Source organism: Shewanella sp. NFH-SH190041 (assembly GCF_024363255.1).
In the GTDB taxonomy this organism is placed as follows: Bacteria; Pseudomonadota; Gammaproteobacteria; order Enterobacterales; family Shewanellaceae; genus Shewanella.
In genome coordinates, this window is sequence record NZ_AP026070.1 from 1,428,001 (window position 1) to 1,447,863 (window position 19,863).

The following is a 19,863-nucleotide window of genomic DNA, read 5'->3' on the forward strand; positions in this document are numbered from 1 at the left end:
TTCCACTTTTTTCACGTACAGGCTTATTCGCTCAATGATATGGTGAATCCGTGTATTGGTGGTTATAACTGCTATATCAAATTGCAGATGTTAGATAAGTCCACTCCTGTACACTTATTGACAGTACTCCAAGGAAAGGCGGTTAGAGCTTGGAGCGTGACTCATGCTTTGAACGGAAAGTGTCCATTCATGGACTCTGGTGACGATTTCGATTCCCAATCTTACGATACCCTTCAACCGGGTTAGCTGCTCATCGCCATAACGGTTGGTCTTGGCTTCCGGGATTTCCCCGGATTGATTCGGGAATTGCGGGGGCACTTCCCGGAGTGCTTGCTGGTTCATTTCTGGATTGTTGAGAGGCGCTTCCGGGATATTCTTGGAATCATGCTGAATCAGGTTGGTAGTGTTATCCTGCATTTCCGTGAGCAGATTGCCGGATTTCCCGGATAATCCTGAATCACTTTCGGGATTCTCATGTCCGGTTTCTGTCATTGTTTTTTCGCACTCTGGCGCGGCATGTGCCGGGGATTCCTGTTGTCCTCTAGTCGTATAGTCTGGTCGTTGCGTTTGCAGAATACGCCGCCCAGTTGTTGAAACTGGCGTATGCCCCAACAGGTTGCCCATGCACGAACTTGTTTGGTTAACTCTTTTGTTTCGTTGCCATAACGGTCTTCATTGTTTTCTTCGCCATCAATATGCTTGGTAATATAAACAGTCGAAGCGCCCTTGTCTGGGGCGATAAGCTTTATCGTGAACCAGTACTTTGCGGCTCTCGGTTCGTTACCATCTTCTACAAAGCAGTAGTGGCGTAAGGTATTGAACAGAGCGATTTCATTGAACGTTTGCTGGATGTGGGGAGTTTTGTAAGCACTGTCTCCAGACGTCTCCTGTAGCTTTTGCCCATTCTCTGAAGAGGAGTTTTCGTTGGTTGGTTCCGGCTTTATATCGGTCAATTCCCTGTCTCTGTGACGCTCACAGAAAACTAACGGAAAACAGCTGGATAGTCCAGATTGTCACTGGAGTGGCCAAAACGCTGACTTTAAAAAAGTGCTAAAAGGATGTGGTCGTTATGATGCAGAATGAGATTTTAGCGGTGGGCTATTGAAATATCACAATAAAAGCTGGTCTCCCCACAGGGACTCGAACCCCGATCGGCCGCTTAGGAGGCGGCTGCTCTATCCTGTTGAGCTATAGGGAGACGTGGTTGATTATACTGTTTTTCTTGCCGATGAAAAGCGTTGAAATTTAAGTGTTTAATTAATGTTCACTGCTGAATGTTTTCTCGTCTTTAAAGGCTGTTTTTTATCCATTCATATCAGGGGTGGACTCCAGCACTTGTTTTGAGCATTTGCTTTGAACATTTGTTTTGAGCATGACCATTAGGATTGCCCCGCTTCAGTGGCAGTGAGTAGCGGCGCTAATTCATATTCCAATGTGTCGGCTAATGATAACCAGTCTTGCCGCTGTTGCGCGGCCAGCATCTGCTGAAATAACACCAGCCGCTGGTTAATCTGTTGATGTTGCAGGCTGTTGGCTGTTTGGCCGTATTGCTGCGTCATCATATCTAGCAGTGTTTGATAGCCTGCATTTCCCCGTGCTTCACGACTGCAACGAAAATCACACACCACTTGCTTGAGTAAGGCGGTCAGTGCTGTTGTCTCTGAGGTTTTTCTCACGGTGCTCTTGTTGTCCACCACTTCTGAGTTTGTCAAAGTCGCTTTTGTTGTGGTGGCAGTATCAGTATGTGGGGCGCTGTTATTGCCGTTATCTGTGTTGCTATTTGGCGGGGTGAAAGCGCTGGGCTTAGGTATGGGCATGGCATACTCCGGATACAGTATTGGTGGGGTAAAGTGCATGATTAATGGTGTCATTATTGGTTACTTCATCAGTGGTTGTTCAAGCCTTGCTTGTGCGTTTTGCTGATTAGGGTGTTGCTACGCTTGGCGCCTGCATATTGTCTGCCACTAATACTTGGCTCAGGGGGCGATAATGGCTCCCTAAAATATCGGCGCCGCTAAGCTGACTGCGGAAAAATGAGACGTGTTGCTGACCGGCAATAAAATGTTCCAATGCCCGCAGATATCCCCGTAGATTTAACGCACTGTGCAGGCGAGCGCCTTTGCCGTCGGTCACACAATGGCGTGATGCCGATGGCGCGCGGCATAGTACGCCGGGCTGCCAATAGGCATGGGCTTTATTGCCGGGATAGCCAAAGTCAGCGCCGCAGAAGGTGATCTGTTTTGCCCCCAGGCGCACTGCCAGATGGGTGGCAGGGTGCAATACGCTGCCACTGGTAAATAGTCTTGGTTTTGGCAGCTTAGCGGCCAGTGGGGTATCCCGTGGTAAATCGGTATAGGCATTAAATTTGGGCCCTTGCCATTGTTGTATCACCGCAGGTTGGGTGCGGGGAAAATACACCAGCGCTTGCTGTTGGCTTTGCGCCGCATCGATAACTTGCGGAGTGATCAGTTCATCTAAAGTCACTACGATGTCCGGCATCACACCTGCCTGATGTAGCCCTTTTACTGCGGTATCTACGGCGATAAGTAAGGGGCGTTGCTGCCGGGGCTGGGCGGATAAACGTGCTAATGCGGGATAATCCTGCTCTAGACTCGGCCCGGAGGCGATAACTATGGCGCTGCGGCAAGGGTAGTGTTGCGCCATGGCTGATATATCGGCGTCTTGTTGTAATTGCGCCAGGTTTTCTTCTTGTCGCGCGGTATATTGCCCGGCTCGCTGTTGCCGTAACTGGTTTACATGGCTGCGGTTGAGTTCATAGAGCAGTAAATCCCTCACTCTGGCATAAGCCGGCCCGCATAGCGCCATATCAGCACTGAGTGCCACCCAGGGATCGACCGGATAATGAAATTGTGGCGCGCTGTGCAGTAATACTCGCTGATGGCTTAGCCATTGACGCTGATCGGTATAGTGCAGCAGCAGGGCAAACAGCGGTAAATCTAACAGATGAACATGCAGCTGCGCGGTGTGGTGGCTGAGTAGATGCAGGGGCACATCTCCCATGCCAACGCCGTAAATTTGCACATCCGGGGCAAACTCTGGCAGATGGCGGCACAGCATAGCGGCTTCTGCCTGGCGGTTATGGCGGCTGCTAAGTTGTAAGCCATTAACACTGATGGTTTGCTCATGGCCCTGCACCATACAAGCGGCTAAGTGGCGAATATCTGTGGCGGTTAATTGTGTGGCTAATGCTGGCCAGCGCTGGGCGATAACCGCAAGGTTTTGTTGCAGTAATGCGGACATAAACCATCCTGTTTATTCTTTGGTGACAATATCATTCAGTTGCAGTGCCAGTCGGCTGGCAGGCCCATTTAGGGTGGCAGAAGCGCTGGTTTCACTGAGTTGCTCTACGGTAACACTGGTGCCAGCCGCGTGGGCTTGAGTGCGAATTTGCGACAGCCGGTCACGCACACTTTGTTTTTGAATTAACGTCAGAGTATCGCCGGTTTTAAGGCCGTTTTTACGCCCCAGATTGACCACAATGTGCTGTTCGGCCATTGCGATTATTTGCCCCAGCACAGGGCGACATAGCAGTGCGGTATCAATATCTTTGGCGGCATTACCGAGCAGTTTATCGATGCTGCGACCGTAATCGGACAGCCAAAATCTGTCACTGTCTGGGGCAATGTGCTGCGTTGGGGAGAAAGGCCAGTCAGCGGTGAGTTGGTAATGTTCCTGCCACAGCATTTCGCCACTGATACCGTGATAGAGCGATAGGTGAAGGCGAAAAATTCGCTGATTGCCTGCACTAAACCAACTTAGCCAGCTGCTGGCACTGGGTTGCAGGGAGATATCTTCAATGACTGGTAATAGCAGGTATTGGCTATCCGTATTGTTCAGCAGCCAAGTGGGCAGGCGATAACTGCGCCTGTCTGTAAGGTTGATTTCAGTATCCAGATAATCTTGTGCGTGCAGGTGGCTAAAGGCGGTGCGTGATAGGGTATCCAATTGGCGTGCTAAGCGGCGGGATAAGGCTGGCCCGAGTCCTGCTAGCCGCCCTTGATTTAGCTGGCGGCGGTCTTTAATGGCAGTGGCGGGAATAAATATCGCCGCTTTTATATTTTGGTTGACGCATTGGGCAGTGCTGTTATCTGTGACCGCAATTTGCAGATGCACATTGAGGGTATTGCCGGAAATTGTCTCGCTGATAAGCTTGATATTTGATGCCGACCAGTCCCGGGTGATAGCCAGATTGTCACTGATAAGTTGGCCATTGCTGATCTGTTGCTGGCTTTGGATACTGACGCCAGTTTGTAAGGTGGCATAATTAATGGCCTGACTGATGGCTTCATTGCGGGCGCGGTCAATATCCTCATTGATGATTTCGGCGCTGCCATGGGCATCAAGCCAAGCGGCATGGGCAGGCATCAGCAGGGTTATCAGAACGAGCAACAGTAAACACAGGTAGTGGCTGCGGTTTTGCCCTTGCTCTTGCTCTTGGCTTTGGTTTGGGCGACCTAGTCGTTTAACCCTACCTAGCGCTATCCCCATTAATCGTCCGGTAGGGCTTTTGGGGGATGCAATTTGCTGATTGGCACTGTCCATGTTGATGATCCCACTGCTTGACTCTTAGCGCTATAAATTAGCGCAATAAAATGGTTGCCGCTGGCGGCAGTGGATTTGTATTCATATTCTGTGCCAGTGGCTAAGTTATGTTATCGGTGTTGTTGTGTTACCGCTGCTGTGGTCGCTACTTTCAGGGTCTGCATCATCTTCCTAAGTGTTCTTCTTTTTCTGACCTACATCTGACTTGTGCTTGGCTTGATTTAGCGCGGCGCATCAATCATCCCACTTTTTTGCTTGCTCCAACCTCTGCGGGAGGGGATAGGGCTTAGGTGATGACATTGAGGGATAGGGGGGCGTCATCTGTGTTGGTTCAGTATGTAATCGGCGTGTTTACACAAGCGGATATCAAATTACTGGGCTATTAAGCTTTGTCGTATTAAGCCGATAACAGGACATATTCGGGTTAACGCCATTTTGTGGCAGGCAAATAAGATGAAAAACACCCAAAAATGGATAGCGAGCATGGTGTTGGTCGTGGCCGCAGGTGTAACGCCGCACCTTTATGCCATAGATAAGCCCGCGCTGGTATCGGCCGCAGGATTGCCGCCAACAGCAGCGGTGAATCATCTGGCCAGTAAAATTGTGGCAGAGCTACAGCAACAAAACGATGGTATCCGCTCCGATCAGCCCTTGGTGGTGACAACGCCGGTTATGGCCGGAGATATGCACAGTACTAATGCGTTATCGGTGCAGTTACAACAGGGGTTGATTGCTGCGCTGCATGCCCGCCGCTTTAATGTGGTGGATATTAATGTGGGGCAGGGCCTGAAGATAAGTGATAGTGGTAACCGGATTTTAAGCCGGGATTGGCGGCAATTATCTGCCTCTGTGCCGGTAAAATATGCCCTAGTGGCAACCCTGAGCCAAGATCGACAAGGGGTGGTGATTAATAGCCGGATTGTACAGTTGATTAATAAGCGGGTTGTTGCCGCATCACAAGCTTTTGCTGGGTATCAGTCCCTGGGTGCCTATTTGTCTGCGGCAGAAAATGTCATATCACAGCACGGCATGTTGCACCGTTATAGTCAGGGCGGTCATGGAGCGGTAGCGGTATTGGGAGAAAGACAATGAAATGGATAGTGATAGTGTTTGGCTTCATATTGGCAGGCTGCGCCGATGGTGACAGGTATGTGCAGTGGGAAAGCAAGCCGCCGGCCGTGTTTCCTAAGTTAACCGCCATTGGTTATGCCCCGCTGACCGGACAACCGGCAGAGAGCCAGGCAGAAAAAGTCTTGATGGCGATGCAGGCATCAAAAATTGCGGCCTACCGGGAGCTGGCAGAGCAGGTTTACGGCCAACAGCTCAGTGCTGATAGCGCTGTCTCTCAATGGTTATTGCAAGATGAGCAGATCACCGCATCGGTACAGGGGATTATCCGTGGGGCTCGCGTGGTAAAAAGCTATCCAGCAGGAGAGCATTACGTGACTGAACTTGAGTTGGACTTTGCTCGAGTCTGGCATTTGTACCAGCAGCAAAACCGGCCCCAGCAGGTGCAGTCAATTACCTATTTTTGAGTCTGCCCTGACAGTGTTGTTTCTATCTGTATTGCGGTTGTTTTAATGGTAACTCCATTGTTAAGGCTGGCTTTATGTATGGTCGTGTGACCCATCTGGTCCTTATTATCCATCTCTTTTTTCCCTTTCCCGTCGGCGATATTTTTATCTGGCATATGGTATGGCATTTTATCAGTGGCAGTCGGCTGGATATCTTTGCACATTAATGAAGACGTGTTTTTCTAGGGTAACTCAGTTCACTAAAGGCATGATTACTGCCATTAACGTTGCGGCAAAATGCTGACAGTGTGTGATGTGAGTGTGTGATGTGATGGATACTCGGCAGATACAAAGATAAAACCTTTAGGCAGCAAGATGGAAAGATAATAGCCAGTACTAATAAAACTTTTCCATGCACTCAAGGGGCATTACCAAAGCCGACTTCACCCAAACAAGCCTTTTCTGCAACTGATTTAGCTGAGCTGCCTTATCAAGGTCATGCTGTTATCACGGTTGTGAATTATGGCCCTCAATACCAACACGCTTTTAAAACGCTGAATGTTGAATGGATAAGCCAGCAGTGGCAGCTTGAAGCACCTGATTACCATGCATTGGATAACCCCGATACTTATATTCTTGCCCCTGGCGGCGCCATTTTGATGGTGTTAGCTGATGATAAACCAATAGGCTGCTGTGCATTAGTCAAGATGGATAACAGCAGTTTTGAGCTGGCTAAAATGGCGGTTCAATTGGCTTATCAAGGATAAGGCATTGGTTATTTGCTGGGGCAACGCATCATTGCCCGGGCAAAATCAATGGGCGCTAAACGTCTTTATCTGGAAAGTAATACTGTGTTCGCGCATTCAACCCCGAAGTGCACCACTCGCTTCATTAAGCTGCTTTTCGTAATTCATCGAATACTACAGCAGGCTGTTTGAAACCAAGGCACTTTCTCGGACGTGAGTTAAGTGCTCGTTCGATGTCAGCAATTTGCTTATCCGTTACCGTGCGTAAATCAGTTCCCTTGCGGATATACTGCCGCAACAGACCATTGAAATTCTCATTCAACCCACGTTCCCATGATGAGTATGGGTTGGCGAAATAGATATCTACCTTCAGTGCTTGTGCAACCTTTTGATGGTCACAGAACTCGCTGCCATTGTCCGCTGTGATAGTGTGAACGTGACTGCGATACCGCCAAAGCATGCCTATCATGGCTCGGCTCACATCGGCTGCGCTTTTGGCGGGCACTTTACGGATTAGATACAGTTTGCTTTTGCGTTCAACCAAACTGACTATAGCGCCAGTGCCTTGTTTTCCCAACACCGTATCGGCTTCCCAATCACCTAATCGTGCTTTTTCGTCGACAACTGCCGGCCGGTGTTCAATACCTATGCGATTTGGAATGATAACCCGTTTCGCACGACAGCCTTTGCGGTATTTACGATGACCGCGTCTCAGCGCTTTATAGAGCTTTCCGCCACGCTGCTTGTCCTGCTGAACAAAGCCATAAATCCATGCATGACTGACAGGGTAACCGATAAGTTGACCTACGCCCGCGATTTGTTCTGGACTCCACTTTTGCTTCAGTCCGAACTCAACGAAAGTGACGGTCGTTACAGACACTCGATTTTTGGCAGCCTGGCAGCGGCGCTTAACTGTCTTGGCCTGTGCAACTTCAGGCAAATAATGATTGTCACGAATACGGTTACGACGAACCTCTCTACTCACCGTGCTGTGGCTCACTTTTAAGCGTTTGCCGATTGCTCGATAGCTGAAGCCCTCGCGTAGGTAGGCTTCGATCTGGTATCGTTGCCCTTCGATCAACTGCTTGTAACTCATGGTAATGACTTCTATTTGTTTGGCGACGATAGAGTACCACCTACAGGCAGTTGATCTCTTCTTACCGTTTAACCATGAGTGGTGCACTTATTATCTGAATTCAAGGTTGACTCCGGCAATGAAGCTGTATCAGAAATTAGGTTTTCAGCCGGTGGTAGGTAAAGCATCACCTTATGCTCGCTTCGCTGCAATATTCAAATGGCCTTGGTATTACCCTAAGGTCAACAGTCCCTTGGTTGGCTCAAGCGGTTAATTCTTAATTTGGGCTTTGGGGAGGGTAAATATGGTGTCATTGACGTGATGGGAATATGGGGCGTTTTTGCGTGGATGAGTCGTTTACTCACGATGTTTGGTGAGCGGGTTATCTGATGCTCCGGCCGCTTAGCCGTTGAAGACACTGAGCGTGCAGGGGGAGAAGTAAGATAGTGCTTGTGAGCTTCAGGCCTTGAGATTATTACCTAACGTAGCAATGCTAGAGGTATTGCCCTGCTGATCATAGGTCAGGCTATTTGCATTTCGGCTTAGCTGTAGTGCCTGTGATAGCCGATTGAGACTGGCAAGATTAAGATCGATTAGTTTGGCATTGGTATCATTGAGTTGCTGGCATTGCGCCAATTGGGATTGAATTTGCGCCACTTCATTGTGGTGTTGACTCGCGAGTAGGGCCGTATCTGGGTGCGCCGCCAATAGCTGATCAGTTTTTTGTAGTGCACTGAGCAAGGCATTTTTCTGCTCAGCCAGCGAAAGAAGTTGCTCTGCTGCTTGGGTGGTCAGCGCATCACGCTCCTGCATGATCACATCTTGCAGTGCCGTGAGATGGGTTTGCTGTTGAGTGAGCAGTTCTGTCAGGCTGTTCATCAGTCTTTATGGAGTTCCTGTAGTTCTTTTTCGAAGCTAACGATATTGGCCGCCAGTTTTTCTGGGTCGACTTTATAACGTCCTTCGGCTATCGCCAGTTTTATATCGGCCACTTTTTTCTGATCAATTTCTGGCAGGCCAGCCATTTTACCCTGCGCTGCTTTGAGCTGTTGTGCTTGAGGGGTGAAACTGACAGAGTCAGATTTTGCGGGCGCATTATTTTGCGTAGCCTGGGCCGGTTTATCTGTTTTGTGTTGGGGCGTAACTGTGACCTGTGGCCGGCTGTTTGCCGCATTGTTCAATTTAGTGCTGTCAATTGCCATAATTGGCTCCCGGATTGGTAAAATAGTTTTCGTTGCCATTCACATCGGCAGGCAATAAATAAACTTTAGAATTTTTTTACATGCCGACCTCAACTATGCCGATAGCGGTAATAGTAGCAGTAATTTTCTTGTTTGAACTCATGTTCTTAATCTCAATTTGTTCGCCAATACGGCCATTGTTTAATGCGATGCCTTGGGTTTTTATGGTTAATTGACCACTGCGGGCATAGATTGCAACCGCATCACCTTTACAGATAAAGCACAGATTATCCTGGTACAGAGGATGTCCTTGGGCGGTACGCCTTGTTGTTTTCGTCCCTATTACCTCACTGATATGCGCAAATTGTCCGCCGCGAAGTTGCGTTTGTGGCAGCCATGATTGACTGACATCTTTTTCTGTGAGGTATTCCCCATCAGTTAATTGTCTGGCGGCAACGACAACCGGCAATAATATATCGACCCGGACAGGTAAAAAACGTTGCCAGAGAATACGGTTTTGTTGGTTACGACAGCGGATTTTTACCGTATTGGTTTGTTTGATTGCTCGGTTAGTGGCTAATGAGGCTTCTAGCTTCCCCTCACATCCGGGAGGTGTATTGCCTGGCTGAAACGGTGTTACATGCAAGCGCACTTTTGCCCCATCGGCAGCATTTAATTTTGCTGCGACAGTGGACTTTGCCAGTTTGTATAGTGTGTTGTTGGCTGTTAAGTGAGTATTTTGTGCTGCGTTAGTTGAAAAAATGCTCAGATAAAATGCCAAAAGGGAAATTAGTTTCATATTCATATTGAACGGGCTAGCTTGTCACCTTGTATTCCACCTATACTTCCCCGAAAGGAATGCTGTATGCCGGGACGGATGTATTACATACCTGTCAGTTAGTTGGCGTTATCCGTGCCCGAGAAGGAGTTTTGCAAGTTTTATGCCCATGTACATTATTTGGGCAATACATAGATAAAGACTGCTAGGGCGAAGTTATGGCAAGTATTCTTGAGTCGGTTAACCAACGCACACAGCTGGTGGGTCAAAATAGACTGGAGCTGTTGTTGTTCAGGCTTAACGGACGTCAGCGTTTCGGGATTAATGTTTTTAAAGTCAAAGAAGTTCTACAGTGCCCCCCTTTGACCACCCTACCTAAACTCAGCCCTTATGTCCGCGGAATTGCCCATGTTAGGGGACAGACCATTTCAGTGATTGATTTGTCTGTCGCGACCGGTGGACCTCGGGTTGAGAACACAGATAACTGTTTTATCATTATTTCGGAATATAACCGAAGTGTGCAGGGGTTCTTGGTTAATGCTGTCGAACGTATTATCAATATGAACTGGGATGCCATTATGCCACCTCCAAAAGGGGCTGGTCGGTTCTCTTATTTAACTGCAGTAACTGAAATTGAAGGTGAACTGGTTGAAATTCTGGATGTGGAAAAAATCCTGGATGAAATTTCACCGGTGAAAACTGAACTCAGTGATGAAGCACGGGAAAAGCTTACCGTGACCGCAGAGCAATCATTCCACATTATGGTGATTGATGACTCAGCTGTGGCACGGAAACAGATTATCCGCTCGCTTGCACCGCTTGGATTAAAGATTGATACCGCCAAAGATGGTGGTGAAGCATTGCGGATGTTGAAACATTTTGCTGAAGAATATGGCAATGTGGCCGATGAGATCCCATTGATAATCTCTGATATCGAAATGCCGGAAATGGATGGTTATACCCTGACAGCGGAGATCCGTAATGATCCTCGGCTGAAGGACATCAAAGTGGTACTGCATACTTCGCTGAGCGGGGTATTTAACCAAGCCATGGTAGAAAAAGTTGGGGCGGATGACTTTATTGCTAAATTCAGTCCTGATGAATTAGCTGCCACAGTGAATAAACACTTAAGCATCTAAATTATTTGACTGGCAAAGCCATTCAGCGTTTTTACGCGGGTGTGATTAATAGGAAAGAAGCGTGCCTAATAAGACTCTTGCTGAATCTGACTACAGTCAATTCAAGCAATTCTTGGAACAACACAGTGGTATCGTTCTGGGCGACAATAAACAGTATCTTGTCCGCAGCAGATTGGCACCCTTAATGGGCAAATATGATTTGCCCAGCTTATCAGCTGTCATTCAGCAGTCGATGAAACCGATGGAGCGCCAATTACGCTCTGAGGTGATTGATGCAATGACCACTAATGAAACTCTGTGGTTCAGGGATAGATATCCTTTTGAACTGCTCGGCAGTGAATTGCTGGCAGAGTTTGCTCATCTGGGGCGACCTATCAAAATATGGTCAGCCGCCTGTTCTTCTGGCCAAGAGCCTTACTCTTTGGCAATGACAGTGTTGGAAACCCAACAGAAAAAACCGGGTAGTTTGCCCGCGGGCGTGACTATTTTAGCCACGGATTTATCCCCGACTATGTTAGAGCGGTGTCGTGCAGCTGAGTACGATAATCTGGCATTAGGACGTGGCTTATCAGAAGAGCGTAAACGACAGTTTTTTGAACCTATGCCCTCGGGCACGATGCGGGTAAGAGATAATGTCAAACGTATGGTGACTTTCCGCGCGCACAATCTACTGGAAAGTTATGCCGCGTTAGGCAAGTTTGACATTATTTTCTGCCGTAATGTGCTTATCTATTTTGCGCCTGAGGCAAAAGCAAAGATCCTGCGGCAATTTGCTGCCGCGCTCAATCCTGGCGGTATTCTGTTCCTTGGGGCCTCTGAGTCTTTGGCCGGGCTAACGGATGAGTTTGATATGGTGCGCTGTAACCCTGGTATTTATTACCGCAAGCGTAGATAAGATATTAAATTTAATGGTTTTTTAAAATGGGCTGATATAAATATCGGCCCATTTTTTTATTTTCTCCTCTCAAATTACTTAAATTGGCACACCCTTTGCCATCTTATTGTCATCACAATCAGCACAGGTCGATAATGCGACCGGCAAGGAGTGGCGATGGCATTGAGTTTTGATAAGGCATTAGGGATCCACCAATTCACCCTTGGTATCAGAGCCAAACGGGCGGAAGTGATCTCCAGCAATATTGCCAATGCTGACACTCCCCAATACCGCGCCCGCGATGTGGATTTTTCCCGGGCACTGGACAATGCCAGACATCAGCAACAGGGCATGAAAATGCACCGCACCGATGGGCAGCACTTTGATACCCGCATGCTGGCGGCTGAGCAGGTGAAATTTCGTATTCCCCACCAGCCAGATACTGGCGATGCAAATACGGTGGATATTCAGCAAGAGCAGGCCGCATTTATGGAAAATGCGCTGGAATATCAGATGTCGCTGGGGTTTCTGGACGGTAAATTCGCCGGGTTGAAAAAAGCATTAAAAGGAAATTAAGCCATGAGTCTGTTTAATATTTTCAATGTGTCTGGCAGCGGTATGTCTGCCCAGTCGGTCCGGCTCAATACCACCGCCAGTAATATTGCCAACGCTGGTGCGGTTTCCAGTAGTACCAATGACACTTACCGCGCCCGTTACCCCGTATTTGAAACGGAGCTGGCCCGCGCCGGGCTGCAGCAAAGTGCAAGTCAAGGCGTTAAGGTGAAAGGCATTGTGGCCAGTGATTCGCCGCTGACAAAGGAATATTCCCCCCAGCATCCGTTAGCGGATGAGCAAGGGTTTATTTATAAGCCTAATGTCAATGTGATGGAGCAGATGGCAGATATGATTTCAGCATCACGCTCATATCAGATGAATGTGCAGGTGACTGAAGCGGCAAAATCTATGCTGCAGCAGACCCTGAGGATCGGCAAATAATGGCCCTGTGCGGGAGGTAACCTTTGAGCCTCATTAATCCATTAACTGGTGCCGGCGCTTTGCTAAGTCGTTCAGCCAGTCAAGCGATATCTGAATCATCGTCCGGCTCGCCTTATCTTGATAGCTTGCGTGGCAGTCCCGAGGTTGCGACAGGCGCTGATCAAAATAAAGAGCTATCGCAAGAAGATTTTTTTGCTCTGCTTAGTCAGCAGCTGTCGATGCAGGATCCGTTTAAGCCGGTGGGAAATGACCAGATGATTGCCCAGATGGCATCGTTTTCCACTGTGGATGGCATTGCATCGCTCAATGATGAAATTGTTAACCTCAATAGTGTGATGACCTCAAGTCAGGCGCTACAGGCATCGGGGTTAGTGGGACAAAAAGTGTTGATCCCCTCCGGCAGTGCCAATTTGGCAGCAGAAGAGCCTTCAGTGCGAGCCGTCGTCACCACCCCTGTGCCCGCTGAGGCTATCCGGGTGCGGGTTGAGGATGAAAATGGCCAGTTGATCACGACTTTTGATGTTAATGGGCAAGCTGGCGGCAATATTGATTTCAGTTGGGATGGATTAAATAGCCGGGGGGAAGCGATGCCGCCGGGCAATTATAGTTTTAGGGCCTCGGCCCGGGTTGATGGCGAAGTACAGGAGTTACCTGTGTCCACTTATGCCCATGTCACCAGTGTGTCATTGGGGACGGCCACCAGCGGCGCGGTATTAAATCTGCGCGGTATCGGTGGGGTCAAGCTGGCTGATGTTCTGGCCGTGGCAGAGAGTTAACAGTCCCGCTTGCACCGGGAAGGGAATCGAGAGGTGAGTTATGTCGTTTAATATTGCACTCAGTGGTATTGCAGCAGCCCAGAAGGATTTGAATACCACGGCCAATAATATCGCCAATGTGAATACCGCCGGGTTTAAGGAGTCCCGGGCAGAGTTTTCTGATGTTTACGCCAATTCCATTTTTTCTAACAGCCGCACCGCTGTCGGTGGCGGGGTTACCACTAACCGGGTCGCGCAGCAGTTTCATCAGGGCAGTTTGCAATTTACCAATAATGCTTTGGATCTCGCCATTAGCGGTGGCGCATTTTTTGTCACCTCATCCGGGGTGGGCTCACAGGATTATACCTACACCCGTGCCGGTGCATTTAAAGTGGACTCTGACAGCTTGTTGGTGGACTCTTCCGGTAACTATCTACAGACTTTTCCCGTTGATCGGGATGGTAATTCCACGTCGGTTAGTTTAACGACCACAGCACCGGTTGAAGTACCGGGAACGGCAGGCAGCCCGGTGAAAACATCGGATGTGGGCATTCGCATGAATGTTAATGCGGGTGATGGCAGTAAGGTGCTGGCGGATTTTGATCCCAATAATTCTGAAACCTTTAATAACTCCACCTCAGTGACCTTTTATGATTCGTTGGGGGAACCCCATATTCTGACCACCTATTTTGTTCGTCCTCAAGATGCAGCTTATACCGGAGAAAGTAACTGGGTCGCATTTTATGCCATAGACGGGAAACAGGTGGATTTGGCCGGGCCTGCCGGCACTTATCAAACCGATACTGATGCCGATGGCACGCCGGATACCCCGGCAACCGCGACTAATGCTGGCGGTTGGACAGGCGCCGTGCTGAAATTTAATGATACCGGCGTTTATGTTGGCTCTGATCCGATAGCCATAACCACTGAGCAGTTGGGGGTGGCTGGTGCCAATGTGCTGAATCTCGGCGCAGATGGTACCCAAGAACTGACCATTAATTTTGAAAATCCCACGCAGTATTCAGCCCCATTTGAAGTGACGGTGTTATCACAAAATGGCACGACAGTGGGGCGATTGACTAATGTGGAGGTGGCACCAGATGGCTTGATTGTGGCGTCATACAGTAATGGCACTACGGCACCCTTGGCTCGGGTGGCACTGGCGATGTTTGCTAATGAACAGGGCTTGGTACAAAACGGTAATACTTCTTGGCAACCTAGCTTGGAATCGGGCCCTGCTTTAGCTGGGGAAGCGGGAACAGGCACTTTTGGTGATATCCGTTCCTCTGCATTGGAACTCTCTAACGTTGATCTCACCACTGAATTGGTGGATTTGATTTCTGCACAGCGTAATTTCCAGGCCAACTCTCGGGCGCTGGAAGTGAACAATACTTTGCAACAGACCATATTACAGATCCGTTAAGCCGGTATGGCAAAGGGCTGCAGCCAACTGGCAGCCTTTTGCCGCAGTATTCACTCTCACTTCCTCCTTTTCCCTTCCTACATACTGCTCTGACGCCTTATTGGCGCTATTTCGTGGCACAAAGCTTGCTTTTTAACCACAGGAATAAAGTTTGACGGAGTAGCTGATGGACAAGTTTCTCTATATCGCCATGTCTGGTGCTAAGCAAAATATGCATTCGCTGGCGGTGCGGGCCAATAATCTGGCCAATGCCAATACCGATGGTTTTAAAGCTGATTTAGCCCAAGCGCGCAGTATGCAGGCCTTCGGCGAAGGATTGCCTACCCGGGTCTTTGCCATGACGGAGCAACCAGGAGCCGATTTTACTCCCGGGGCGCTGAAAACCACTGGCCGGGATTTAGATATCGCCATTGATGGTAACGGGTGGCTGGCAGTGGAGGCCGCTGATGGGCAAGAGGCGTATACCCGCTCTGGCAGTTTACATCTGGATGCGGCCGGGGTGCTGCGTAATGACAGAGGCAATGCTGTTATCGGCGAGGGGGGCCCGGTGGTCCTGCCATTACCGATTCAGAAAATTGAGATTGGTCAAGATGGCACTATCTCTATCCGCCCACAAGGGGCACCTGCGGAGGTGATTGAAGTGGTCGGTCAGCTGAAACTGGTTGATCCGGGAAATGCTGAACTGATGCGGGGAGAAGATGGCCTGTTTCGGCAACTTTCCGGTCAAGATGCTGAATTTAGCGAGACGGTACGCTTGGTATCTGGGGCAGTGGAAGGCAGTAATGTTAACCCCGTGCATGAAATGGTGGCCATGATTGATTTGCAACGCCAGTTTGAAATGCAGGTCAAGATGATCAAAACCGCGGAAGAAAATGACCGCGCATCAGCATCCTTGATGCGTATCAGTTAGGAGGACAGCTCATGCATCCTGCATTATGGATAAGTAAAACCGGCCTTGATGCTCAGCAGACGGATATTTCCGTTATTTCGAATAATGTCGCTAATGCCAGTACTGTGGGGTACAAGAAAACCCGCGCGGTATTTGAAGATTTGCTGTATCAAACCGTCAATCAGGCTGGTGGCATCAGTGCTGCCAATACCAAGTTACCCAATGGTCTAAATATTGGCGCGGGGACCAAAGTGGTGGCCACCCAGAAGATGTTTACTCAAGGCAATATGGTAACCACGGATAATGCGCTGGATTTGATGATTGAAGGGAGTGGCTTTTTTGAGTTGCAGCTGCCCGATGGCAGTGCGGCTTATACCCGCAATGGTCAGTTTACGTTAGATGATACCGGCCAGATGGTGACACCGGGGGCCGGTTATGTGTTACAGCCGCCGGTGAATATTCCGGCCGATGCTGTATCCATTACCGTGTCGGCAGAAGGACAGGTGTCGGTAAAAACGGCCGGTGCGGCGGAAAATCAGGTTGTGGGTCAGTTGAGTATTGCCGACTTTATCAATCCCTCTGGTTTGGAGCCCATGGGCCAGAACCTGTATCTGGAGACGGGGGCCAGCGGTGCACCTATCCAGGGCACAGCATCATTAGATGGGTTGGGGGCTATCCGACAAGGCGCGCTGGAAACCTCTAATGTCAATGTGACTGAAGAGCTGGTTAATTTGATTGAAAGTCAGCGCATCTATGAAATGAATTCCAAAGTCATCTCAGCTGTGGATCAGATGCTGGCTTATGTGAATCAGAACCTATAAGGCGGTCATTATGGTTTCCATGTTGGTGTTTTGGCGGCGAGTTTGGCAACCTCGATGTGAGAGACGTGCAGAGCTGCGCGATTGCCTGGTTTCAGGGCATAGATTTATATCTTGGGTGTGCATCGGGCGGCATCTCTTAAAGCATTGTTGTTTGGTCGCGGGGGGGGTATTGCTGGCGGGTTGCAGCAGTACGCCGTCAAAACCTTTTGCTGATGACCCTTATTATGCCCCTGTGGTGCCCTCGCCACCTGTCACCCAGATGGATGTGACCGGCTCTATGTATCAGGCCAGTCAAGCGGGCAGTTTGTATTCCGATATCCGCGCCCATAAGGTGGGTGACATTATTACCGTGGTACTGAGTGAGTCGACTCAGGCATCCAAAAGTGCCAATAACGATATCACTAAGTCGGCTAATCTGACGCTGGACCCTATCAATGCCGGTGGGCGTAATGTCACCATCAAAGGGGTGCCGTTGGATTTGCAATATAAGGACAGTTTTAATAGCAACCGTGCTGCGGATGCGGATCAAAGTAATAGCTTGTCTGGCAGTATTTCGGCCAATGTTATGCAGGTATTGGATAACGGTAATTTGGTTATTCGCGGAGAAAAGTGGATAACCATTAACCATGGGGAGGAGTTTATTCGTCTTACCGGCATTGTACGCTCGGAAGATATCAGCCCGGATAACCGTATTCAGTCCGTTAGGGTGGCCAATGCCCGTATTCAATACAGTGGGACTGGTACCTTTGCCGATGCTCAGCAGGTGGGATGGCTAAGCCAGTTTTTCCTTGGTGATTGGTGGCCGTTTTAGGGGGCGGAGATGAAAATACTGTTACTGTCTTTGCTGGGAGCTGTGCTGTCATTAGCTTCGTTTGAGTCTCAAGCTCAGCGGATAAAAGATATTGCTGATGTCGCCGGGATCCGCGCCAATCAATTGATTGGCTATGGGCTCGTCGTGGGGCTGCCCGGCACCGGGGAAAAAACGCGTTATACCGAGCAGACCTTTAAAACCATGTTGAAAAATTTCGGTATTAATTTGCCAGAAAATTTTCGGCCGAAAATTAAAAATGTCGCTGTGGTGGCGGTGAGTAGTGAGATGCCAGCGTTTGCTAAGCCCGGACAGAGCCTGGATGTGACAGTATCCAGTCTGGGAGAAGCGAAAAGTTTGCGGGGCGGTACCCTATTACAGACTTTTTTAAAAGGGGTTGATGGCCGAGTATATGCCATTGCGCAGGGCAGTCTGGTGGTCAGTGGTTTCAGTGCCGGTGGTCTGGATGGCTCCAAGGTTATCCAAAATACGCCCACCGTGGGGCGGATCCCGAATGGCGCGCTGGTGGAGCGGGCAGTGGCAACGCCATTTTCTCGCGGCGATTATTTGACTTTCAATCTGCACCGGGCTGATTTCACCACCGCCCGTAATTTGGCCCGCAGTATTAATGATCTGCTTGGACCGGGGATCGCCAAGCCTTTGGATGCCACATCGGTTCAGGTCACTGCGCCCCGAGATGTCTCCCAGCGGGTCTCTTTTCTCGCGACCTTGGAAAACCTTGAGGTAGAGCAGGCAACGCAAGCGGCGAAGGTGATCGTTAATTCCCGCACCGGCACGATAGTGGTTGGCCAAAACGTCAAATTATTGCCAGCGGCAGTCACCCATGGTGGCTTGACAGTCACTATCGCTGAATCCATTAATGTTTCCCAGCCAAACCCCCTTGCTGGTGGGGATACCGTCGTTACGCCACAAACAGAGATCGGTGTGACGGAAGAAAATTTACGGATGTTTTTATTTAACCCTGGCACCACGCTGGATGAGTTGGTACGGGCGGTTAACCTGGTTGGTGCCGCGCCTTCTGATGTGTTGGCTATTTTAGAAGCATTAAAAGTGGCAGGCGCTTTGCACGGTGAGCTTATCATTATTTAATTGATAACAACCCGGCATGGATAAACTTTCTCATTCATCCCCGTATCTGGATTTGGCGGGGTTGGATCAACTCAGAACCAAAGCAAGACAGCAGGATGATGAAGGGTTAAGGCAAGTCGCCCAGCAATTTGAAGGCATTTTTGTGCAGATGCTGATGAGCAGTATGCGCGATGCCAATGCTGCCTTTACCGCTGACAGTCCATTTAACAGCCAATATACCCGTTTTTATGAGCAAATGCGGGATCAGCAGCTTTCTGTTGAGCTTGGCGCTAAAGGGGCATTGGGGCTGGCAGAATTGATGGTGCAGCAGTTGTCACCCAGTAGCCAAGGTATTACCCCGGCCTCTGTTTTGCGCAGCGGACTGGATAGTCAGCCATCACCATTACTGCCTGGGGGGGCGAGCAAAGCTATCCCATTAGCTACCGCTGCAACGTTAGCCCCTCAAACTGCGGGGCCATCTATTGAGATGACTGCGCTGCCAGCGGAACAGGCGGTTGTTGGGATAACGCCAACAGTTAAAACATTATCCCCCACTTTTTCAGCAGCTAAAGATCAAAGTGACCTTGTAACCTCAACTTCACCCTGGCCAGAACGGGATATAACGCTGCCGCAAGCCCCGGATGTGCGCGAGCTGAATGCCGCTGGGCAGCTTGTTGTCACTGAAAGCCAACCAATGGGTAGTGTTGCGACGTTTTCTTCCCAAGCAGAATTTGTCCTGCGGCTATATCCATTGGCACAAAAAGCGGCTCGCTCACTAGGTACCCAACCTGAAGTTTTGCTGGCGCAATCGGCGTTGGAAACCGGTTGGGGCCAGAAAATGGTGCGGCGCATCAATGGTGAGCCAAGTAATAACCTTTTCAATATCAAGGCTGATTCCCGTTGGCAGGGAGATAGAGCCAGTGTGCAAACACTGGAGTTTCAGCAAGGGGTTGCTGTGCGTCAGCGGGCAGATTTTCGGGTTTATGACTCGTTGGATCAGAGCTTTGATGACTTTGTCCGCTTTATCAGCAGTGACAGATATCAGTCCGCCCGGGAAGCGGCGCACAATCCGGAGGGATTTATCCGCGGGTTGCAGGATGCCGGTTATGCGACCGATCCCGCTTATACCGACAAGGTGATGCAGGTACTTAAATCTGTGTTGGCAACCCGGCAGCAGGAGCGCGGTGATGAATAAACCGCAGCTGATAAGTT

The 19,863-nt window shown here is 49.4% G+C and carries 24 protein-coding genes and 1 tRNA gene; 15 read left to right on the plus strand and 10 right to left on the minus strand.

Features of this window, described 5'->3' with window-relative positions; translation table 11 throughout:
* Nucleotides 1-114: 114 nt before the first annotated feature.
* The 6 genes from NFHSH190041_RS06260 to NFHSH190041_RS06285 all read right to left on the minus strand — a co-directional run bounded on the left by NFHSH190041_RS06260 (nucleotide 115) and on the right by NFHSH190041_RS06285 (nucleotide 4,563).
* Nucleotides 115-492, minus strand: coding sequence for a hypothetical protein (locus NFHSH190041_RS06260; RefSeq protein WP_261924410.1), 378 nt, complete (start codon nucleotides 490-492; stop codon nucleotides 115-117).
* Nucleotides 489-953 carry a hypothetical protein gene (locus NFHSH190041_RS06265; RefSeq protein WP_261924411.1) on the minus strand — a complete coding sequence of 155 codons (465 nt, stop codon included), beginning with the start codon at nucleotides 951-953 and terminating at the stop codon, nucleotides 489-491. The genes NFHSH190041_RS06260 and NFHSH190041_RS06265 overlap by 4 nt, the downstream gene beginning before the upstream one ends.
* Nucleotides 954-1,122: 169 nt before the next feature.
* A tRNA-Arg gene (locus NFHSH190041_RS06270) sits at nucleotides 1,123-1,198 on the minus strand.
* 181 nt (nucleotides 1,199-1,379) lie between these two features.
* On the minus strand, nucleotides 1,380-1,871 hold the full coding sequence (locus NFHSH190041_RS06275) for a hypothetical protein (protein WP_261924412.1): 492 nt from the start codon (nucleotides 1,869-1,871) through the stop codon (nucleotides 1,380-1,382).
* 52 nt (nucleotides 1,872-1,923) lie between these two features.
* Nucleotides 1,924-3,261 carry a 6-hydroxymethylpterin diphosphokinase MptE-like protein gene (locus tag NFHSH190041_RS06280; RefSeq protein ID WP_261924413.1) on the minus strand — a complete coding sequence of 446 codons (1,338 nt, stop codon included), beginning with the start codon at nucleotides 3,259-3,261 and terminating at the stop codon, nucleotides 1,924-1,926.
* Between the two features lie 12 nt (nucleotides 3,262-3,273).
* Nucleotides 3,274-4,563 (minus strand): flagellar assembly protein FlgT, encoded by a 1,290-nt coding sequence (locus NFHSH190041_RS06285; RefSeq protein ID WP_261924414.1) that lies wholly within the window; start codon nucleotides 4,561-4,563, stop codon nucleotides 3,274-3,276.
* Nucleotides 4,564-5,016: 453 nt separating this feature from the next.
* Here NFHSH190041_RS06285 and NFHSH190041_RS06290 point away from each other — a divergent pair, with 453 nt between their 5' ends.
* The 3 genes from NFHSH190041_RS06290 to NFHSH190041_RS06300 all read left to right on the plus strand — a co-directional run bounded on the left by NFHSH190041_RS06290 (nucleotide 5,017) and on the right by NFHSH190041_RS06300 (nucleotide 6,844).
* Nucleotides 5,017-5,655: a FlgO family outer membrane protein gene (locus NFHSH190041_RS06290; protein ID WP_261924415.1), complete on the plus strand. Its 639-nt coding sequence runs from the start codon at nucleotides 5,017-5,019 to the stop codon at nucleotides 5,653-5,655.
* Entirely contained in the window at nucleotides 5,652-6,098 is a 447-nt protein-coding gene (locus NFHSH190041_RS06295; protein WP_261924416.1) for an LPP20 family lipoprotein, read from the plus strand. The genes NFHSH190041_RS06290 and NFHSH190041_RS06295 overlap by 4 nt, the downstream gene beginning before the upstream one ends.
* A 494-nt stretch (nucleotides 6,099-6,592) precedes the next feature.
* Nucleotides 6,593-6,844: a GNAT family N-acetyltransferase gene (locus tag NFHSH190041_RS06300; protein WP_261924417.1), complete on the plus strand. Its 252-nt coding sequence runs from the start codon at nucleotides 6,593-6,595 to the stop codon at nucleotides 6,842-6,844.
* Nucleotides 6,845-6,968: 124 nt separating this feature from the next.
* On the opposite strand, the gene NFHSH190041_RS06305 is transcribed toward NFHSH190041_RS06300, so the two are convergent.
* Nucleotides 6,969-7,919, minus strand: a complete 951-nt coding sequence (locus NFHSH190041_RS06305; protein WP_261921717.1) for an IS30 family transposase — start codon at nucleotides 7,917-7,919, stop codon at nucleotides 6,969-6,971.
* Nucleotides 7,920-8,037: 118 nt separating this feature from the next.
* Here NFHSH190041_RS06305 and NFHSH190041_RS06310 point away from each other — a divergent pair, with 118 nt between their 5' ends.
* A complete protein-coding gene (locus NFHSH190041_RS06310) occupies nucleotides 8,038-8,172 on the plus strand; it encodes a hypothetical protein (RefSeq protein WP_261924418.1) in 135 nt (44 codons plus the stop codon).
* Between the two features lie 185 nt (nucleotides 8,173-8,357).
* Here the strand turns inward: NFHSH190041_RS06310 and flgN are convergent, their stop codons facing one another.
* The 3 genes from flgN to flgA form a co-directional block, all read right to left on the minus strand.
* Entirely contained in the window at nucleotides 8,358-8,777 is a 420-nt protein-coding gene (gene flgN / locus NFHSH190041_RS06315) for a flagellar export chaperone FlgN (RefSeq protein WP_261924419.1), read from the minus strand.
* Nucleotides 8,777-9,100, minus strand: a complete 324-nt coding sequence (gene flgM, locus NFHSH190041_RS06320) for a flagellar biosynthesis anti-sigma factor FlgM (protein WP_261924420.1) — start codon at nucleotides 9,098-9,100, stop codon at nucleotides 8,777-8,779. The genes flgN and flgM overlap by 1 nt, the downstream gene beginning before the upstream one ends.
* A 76-nt stretch (nucleotides 9,101-9,176) precedes the next feature.
* Nucleotides 9,177-9,878: a flagellar basal body P-ring formation chaperone FlgA gene (gene flgA / locus NFHSH190041_RS06325; RefSeq protein ID WP_261924421.1), complete on the minus strand. Its 702-nt coding sequence runs from the start codon at nucleotides 9,876-9,878 to the stop codon at nucleotides 9,177-9,179.
* Nucleotides 9,879-10,075: 197 nt separating this feature from the next.
* Here flgA and NFHSH190041_RS06330 point away from each other — a divergent pair, with 197 nt between their 5' ends.
* From NFHSH190041_RS06330 to flgJ, 11 genes are all read left to right on the plus strand, one after another.
* The gene (locus NFHSH190041_RS06330; RefSeq protein WP_261924422.1) at nucleotides 10,076-10,996 is read left to right on the plus strand and encodes a chemotaxis protein CheV; all 921 of its coding nucleotides are present in this window, start codon (nucleotides 10,076-10,078) and stop codon (nucleotides 10,994-10,996) included.
* 61 nt (nucleotides 10,997-11,057) lie between these two features.
* The gene (locus NFHSH190041_RS06335) at nucleotides 11,058-11,891 is read left to right on the plus strand and encodes a CheR family methyltransferase (protein WP_261924423.1); all 834 of its coding nucleotides are present in this window, start codon (nucleotides 11,058-11,060) and stop codon (nucleotides 11,889-11,891) included.
* Nucleotides 11,892-12,047: 156 nt separating this feature from the next.
* The gene (gene flgB / locus NFHSH190041_RS06340; RefSeq protein ID WP_261924424.1) at nucleotides 12,048-12,446 is read left to right on the plus strand and encodes a flagellar basal body rod protein FlgB; all 399 of its coding nucleotides are present in this window, start codon (nucleotides 12,048-12,050) and stop codon (nucleotides 12,444-12,446) included.
* Nucleotides 12,447-12,449: 3 nt separating this feature from the next.
* Nucleotides 12,450-12,866, plus strand: a complete 417-nt coding sequence (gene flgC / locus NFHSH190041_RS06345; RefSeq protein WP_261924425.1) for a flagellar basal body rod protein FlgC — start codon at nucleotides 12,450-12,452, stop codon at nucleotides 12,864-12,866.
* A gap of 23 nt (nucleotides 12,867-12,889) precedes the next feature.
* Nucleotides 12,890-13,642, plus strand: a complete 753-nt coding sequence (gene flgD / locus NFHSH190041_RS06350; RefSeq protein WP_261924426.1) for a flagellar hook assembly protein FlgD — start codon at nucleotides 12,890-12,892, stop codon at nucleotides 13,640-13,642.
* A 40-nt stretch (nucleotides 13,643-13,682) separates the two neighbouring features.
* On the plus strand, nucleotides 13,683-15,044 hold the full coding sequence (flgE, locus tag NFHSH190041_RS06355; RefSeq protein WP_261924427.1) for a flagellar hook protein FlgE: 1,362 nt from the start codon (nucleotides 13,683-13,685) through the stop codon (nucleotides 15,042-15,044).
* A 166-nt stretch (nucleotides 15,045-15,210) separates the two neighbouring features.
* Nucleotides 15,211-15,954: a flagellar basal-body rod protein FlgF gene (flgF, locus tag NFHSH190041_RS06360; RefSeq protein WP_261924428.1), complete on the plus strand. Its 744-nt coding sequence runs from the start codon at nucleotides 15,211-15,213 to the stop codon at nucleotides 15,952-15,954.
* Nucleotides 15,955-15,965: 11 nt separating this feature from the next.
* Entirely contained in the window at nucleotides 15,966-16,754 is a 789-nt protein-coding gene (gene flgG / locus NFHSH190041_RS06365) for a flagellar basal-body rod protein FlgG (RefSeq protein WP_261924429.1), read from the plus strand.
* 151 nt (nucleotides 16,755-16,905) lie between these two features.
* Nucleotides 16,906-17,565: a flagellar basal body L-ring protein FlgH gene (gene flgH / locus NFHSH190041_RS06370; protein WP_261924430.1), complete on the plus strand. Its 660-nt coding sequence runs from the start codon at nucleotides 16,906-16,908 to the stop codon at nucleotides 17,563-17,565.
* 9 nt (nucleotides 17,566-17,574) lie between these two features.
* On the plus strand, nucleotides 17,575-18,672 hold the full coding sequence (locus NFHSH190041_RS06375) for a flagellar basal body P-ring protein FlgI (RefSeq protein ID WP_261924431.1): 1,098 nt from the start codon (nucleotides 17,575-17,577) through the stop codon (nucleotides 18,670-18,672).
* Between the two features lie 16 nt (nucleotides 18,673-18,688).
* Nucleotides 18,689-19,846, plus strand: coding sequence for a flagellar assembly peptidoglycan hydrolase FlgJ (gene flgJ / locus NFHSH190041_RS06380; protein WP_261924432.1), 1,158 nt, complete (start codon nucleotides 18,689-18,691; stop codon nucleotides 19,844-19,846).
* The last annotated feature ends 17 nt before the right edge of the window (nucleotides 19,847-19,863 follow it).

Excerpts from the sequence above, each read along its gene's own strand:
- flgB (WP_261924424.1), top strand. The coding sequence starts at position 12,048 with ATGGCATTGAGTTTTGATAAGGCATTAGGGATCCACCAATTCACCCTT.
- NFHSH190041_RS06260 (WP_261924410.1), bottom strand. The coding sequence starts at position 492 with ATGACAGAAACCGGACATGAGAATCCCGAAAGTGATTCAGGATTATCC.
- flgF (WP_261924428.1), top strand. The coding sequence starts at position 15,211 with ATGGACAAGTTTCTCTATATCGCCATGTCTGGTGCTAAGCAAAATATG.
- NFHSH190041_RS06280 (WP_261924413.1), bottom strand. The coding sequence starts at position 3,261 with ATGTCCGCATTACTGCAACAAAACCTTGCGGTTATCGCCCAGCGCTGG.
- flgC (WP_261924425.1), top strand. The coding sequence starts at position 12,450 with ATGAGTCTGTTTAATATTTTCAATGTGTCTGGCAGCGGTATGTCTGCC.
- NFHSH190041_RS06305 (WP_261921717.1), bottom strand. The coding sequence starts at position 7,919 with ATGAGTTACAAGCAGTTGATCGAAGGGCAACGATACCAGATCGAAGCC.
- NFHSH190041_RS06310 (WP_261924418.1), top strand. The coding sequence starts at position 8,038 with ATGAAGCTGTATCAGAAATTAGGTTTTCAGCCGGTGGTAGGTAAAGCA.
- NFHSH190041_RS06295 (WP_261924416.1), top strand. The coding sequence starts at position 5,652 with ATGAAATGGATAGTGATAGTGTTTGGCTTCATATTGGCAGGCTGCGCC.
- flgG (WP_261924429.1), top strand. The coding sequence starts at position 15,966 with ATGCATCCTGCATTATGGATAAGTAAAACCGGCCTTGATGCTCAGCAG.
- NFHSH190041_RS06285 (WP_261924414.1), bottom strand. The coding sequence starts at position 4,563 with ATGGACAGTGCCAATCAGCAAATTGCATCCCCCAAAAGCCCTACCGGA.
- NFHSH190041_RS06375 (WP_261924431.1), top strand. The coding sequence starts at position 17,575 with ATGAAAATACTGTTACTGTCTTTGCTGGGAGCTGTGCTGTCATTAGCT.
- flgM (WP_261924420.1), bottom strand. The coding sequence starts at position 9,100 with ATGGCAATTGACAGCACTAAATTGAACAATGCGGCAAACAGCCGGCCA.
- flgJ (WP_261924432.1), top strand. The coding sequence starts at position 18,689 with ATGGATAAACTTTCTCATTCATCCCCGTATCTGGATTTGGCGGGGTTG.
- NFHSH190041_RS06330 (WP_261924422.1), top strand. The coding sequence starts at position 10,076 with ATGGCAAGTATTCTTGAGTCGGTTAACCAACGCACACAGCTGGTGGGT.
- flgE (WP_261924427.1), top strand. The coding sequence starts at position 13,683 with ATGTCGTTTAATATTGCACTCAGTGGTATTGCAGCAGCCCAGAAGGAT.
- NFHSH190041_RS06290 (WP_261924415.1), top strand. The coding sequence starts at position 5,017 with ATGAAAAACACCCAAAAATGGATAGCGAGCATGGTGTTGGTCGTGGCC.
- flgN (WP_261924419.1), bottom strand. The coding sequence starts at position 8,777 with ATGAACAGCCTGACAGAACTGCTCACTCAACAGCAAACCCATCTCACG.
- NFHSH190041_RS06275 (WP_261924412.1), bottom strand. The coding sequence starts at position 1,871 with ATGACACCATTAATCATGCACTTTACCCCACCAATACTGTATCCGGAG.
- flgA (WP_261924421.1), bottom strand. The coding sequence starts at position 9,878 with ATGAAACTAATTTCCCTTTTGGCATTTTATCTGAGCATTTTTTCAACT.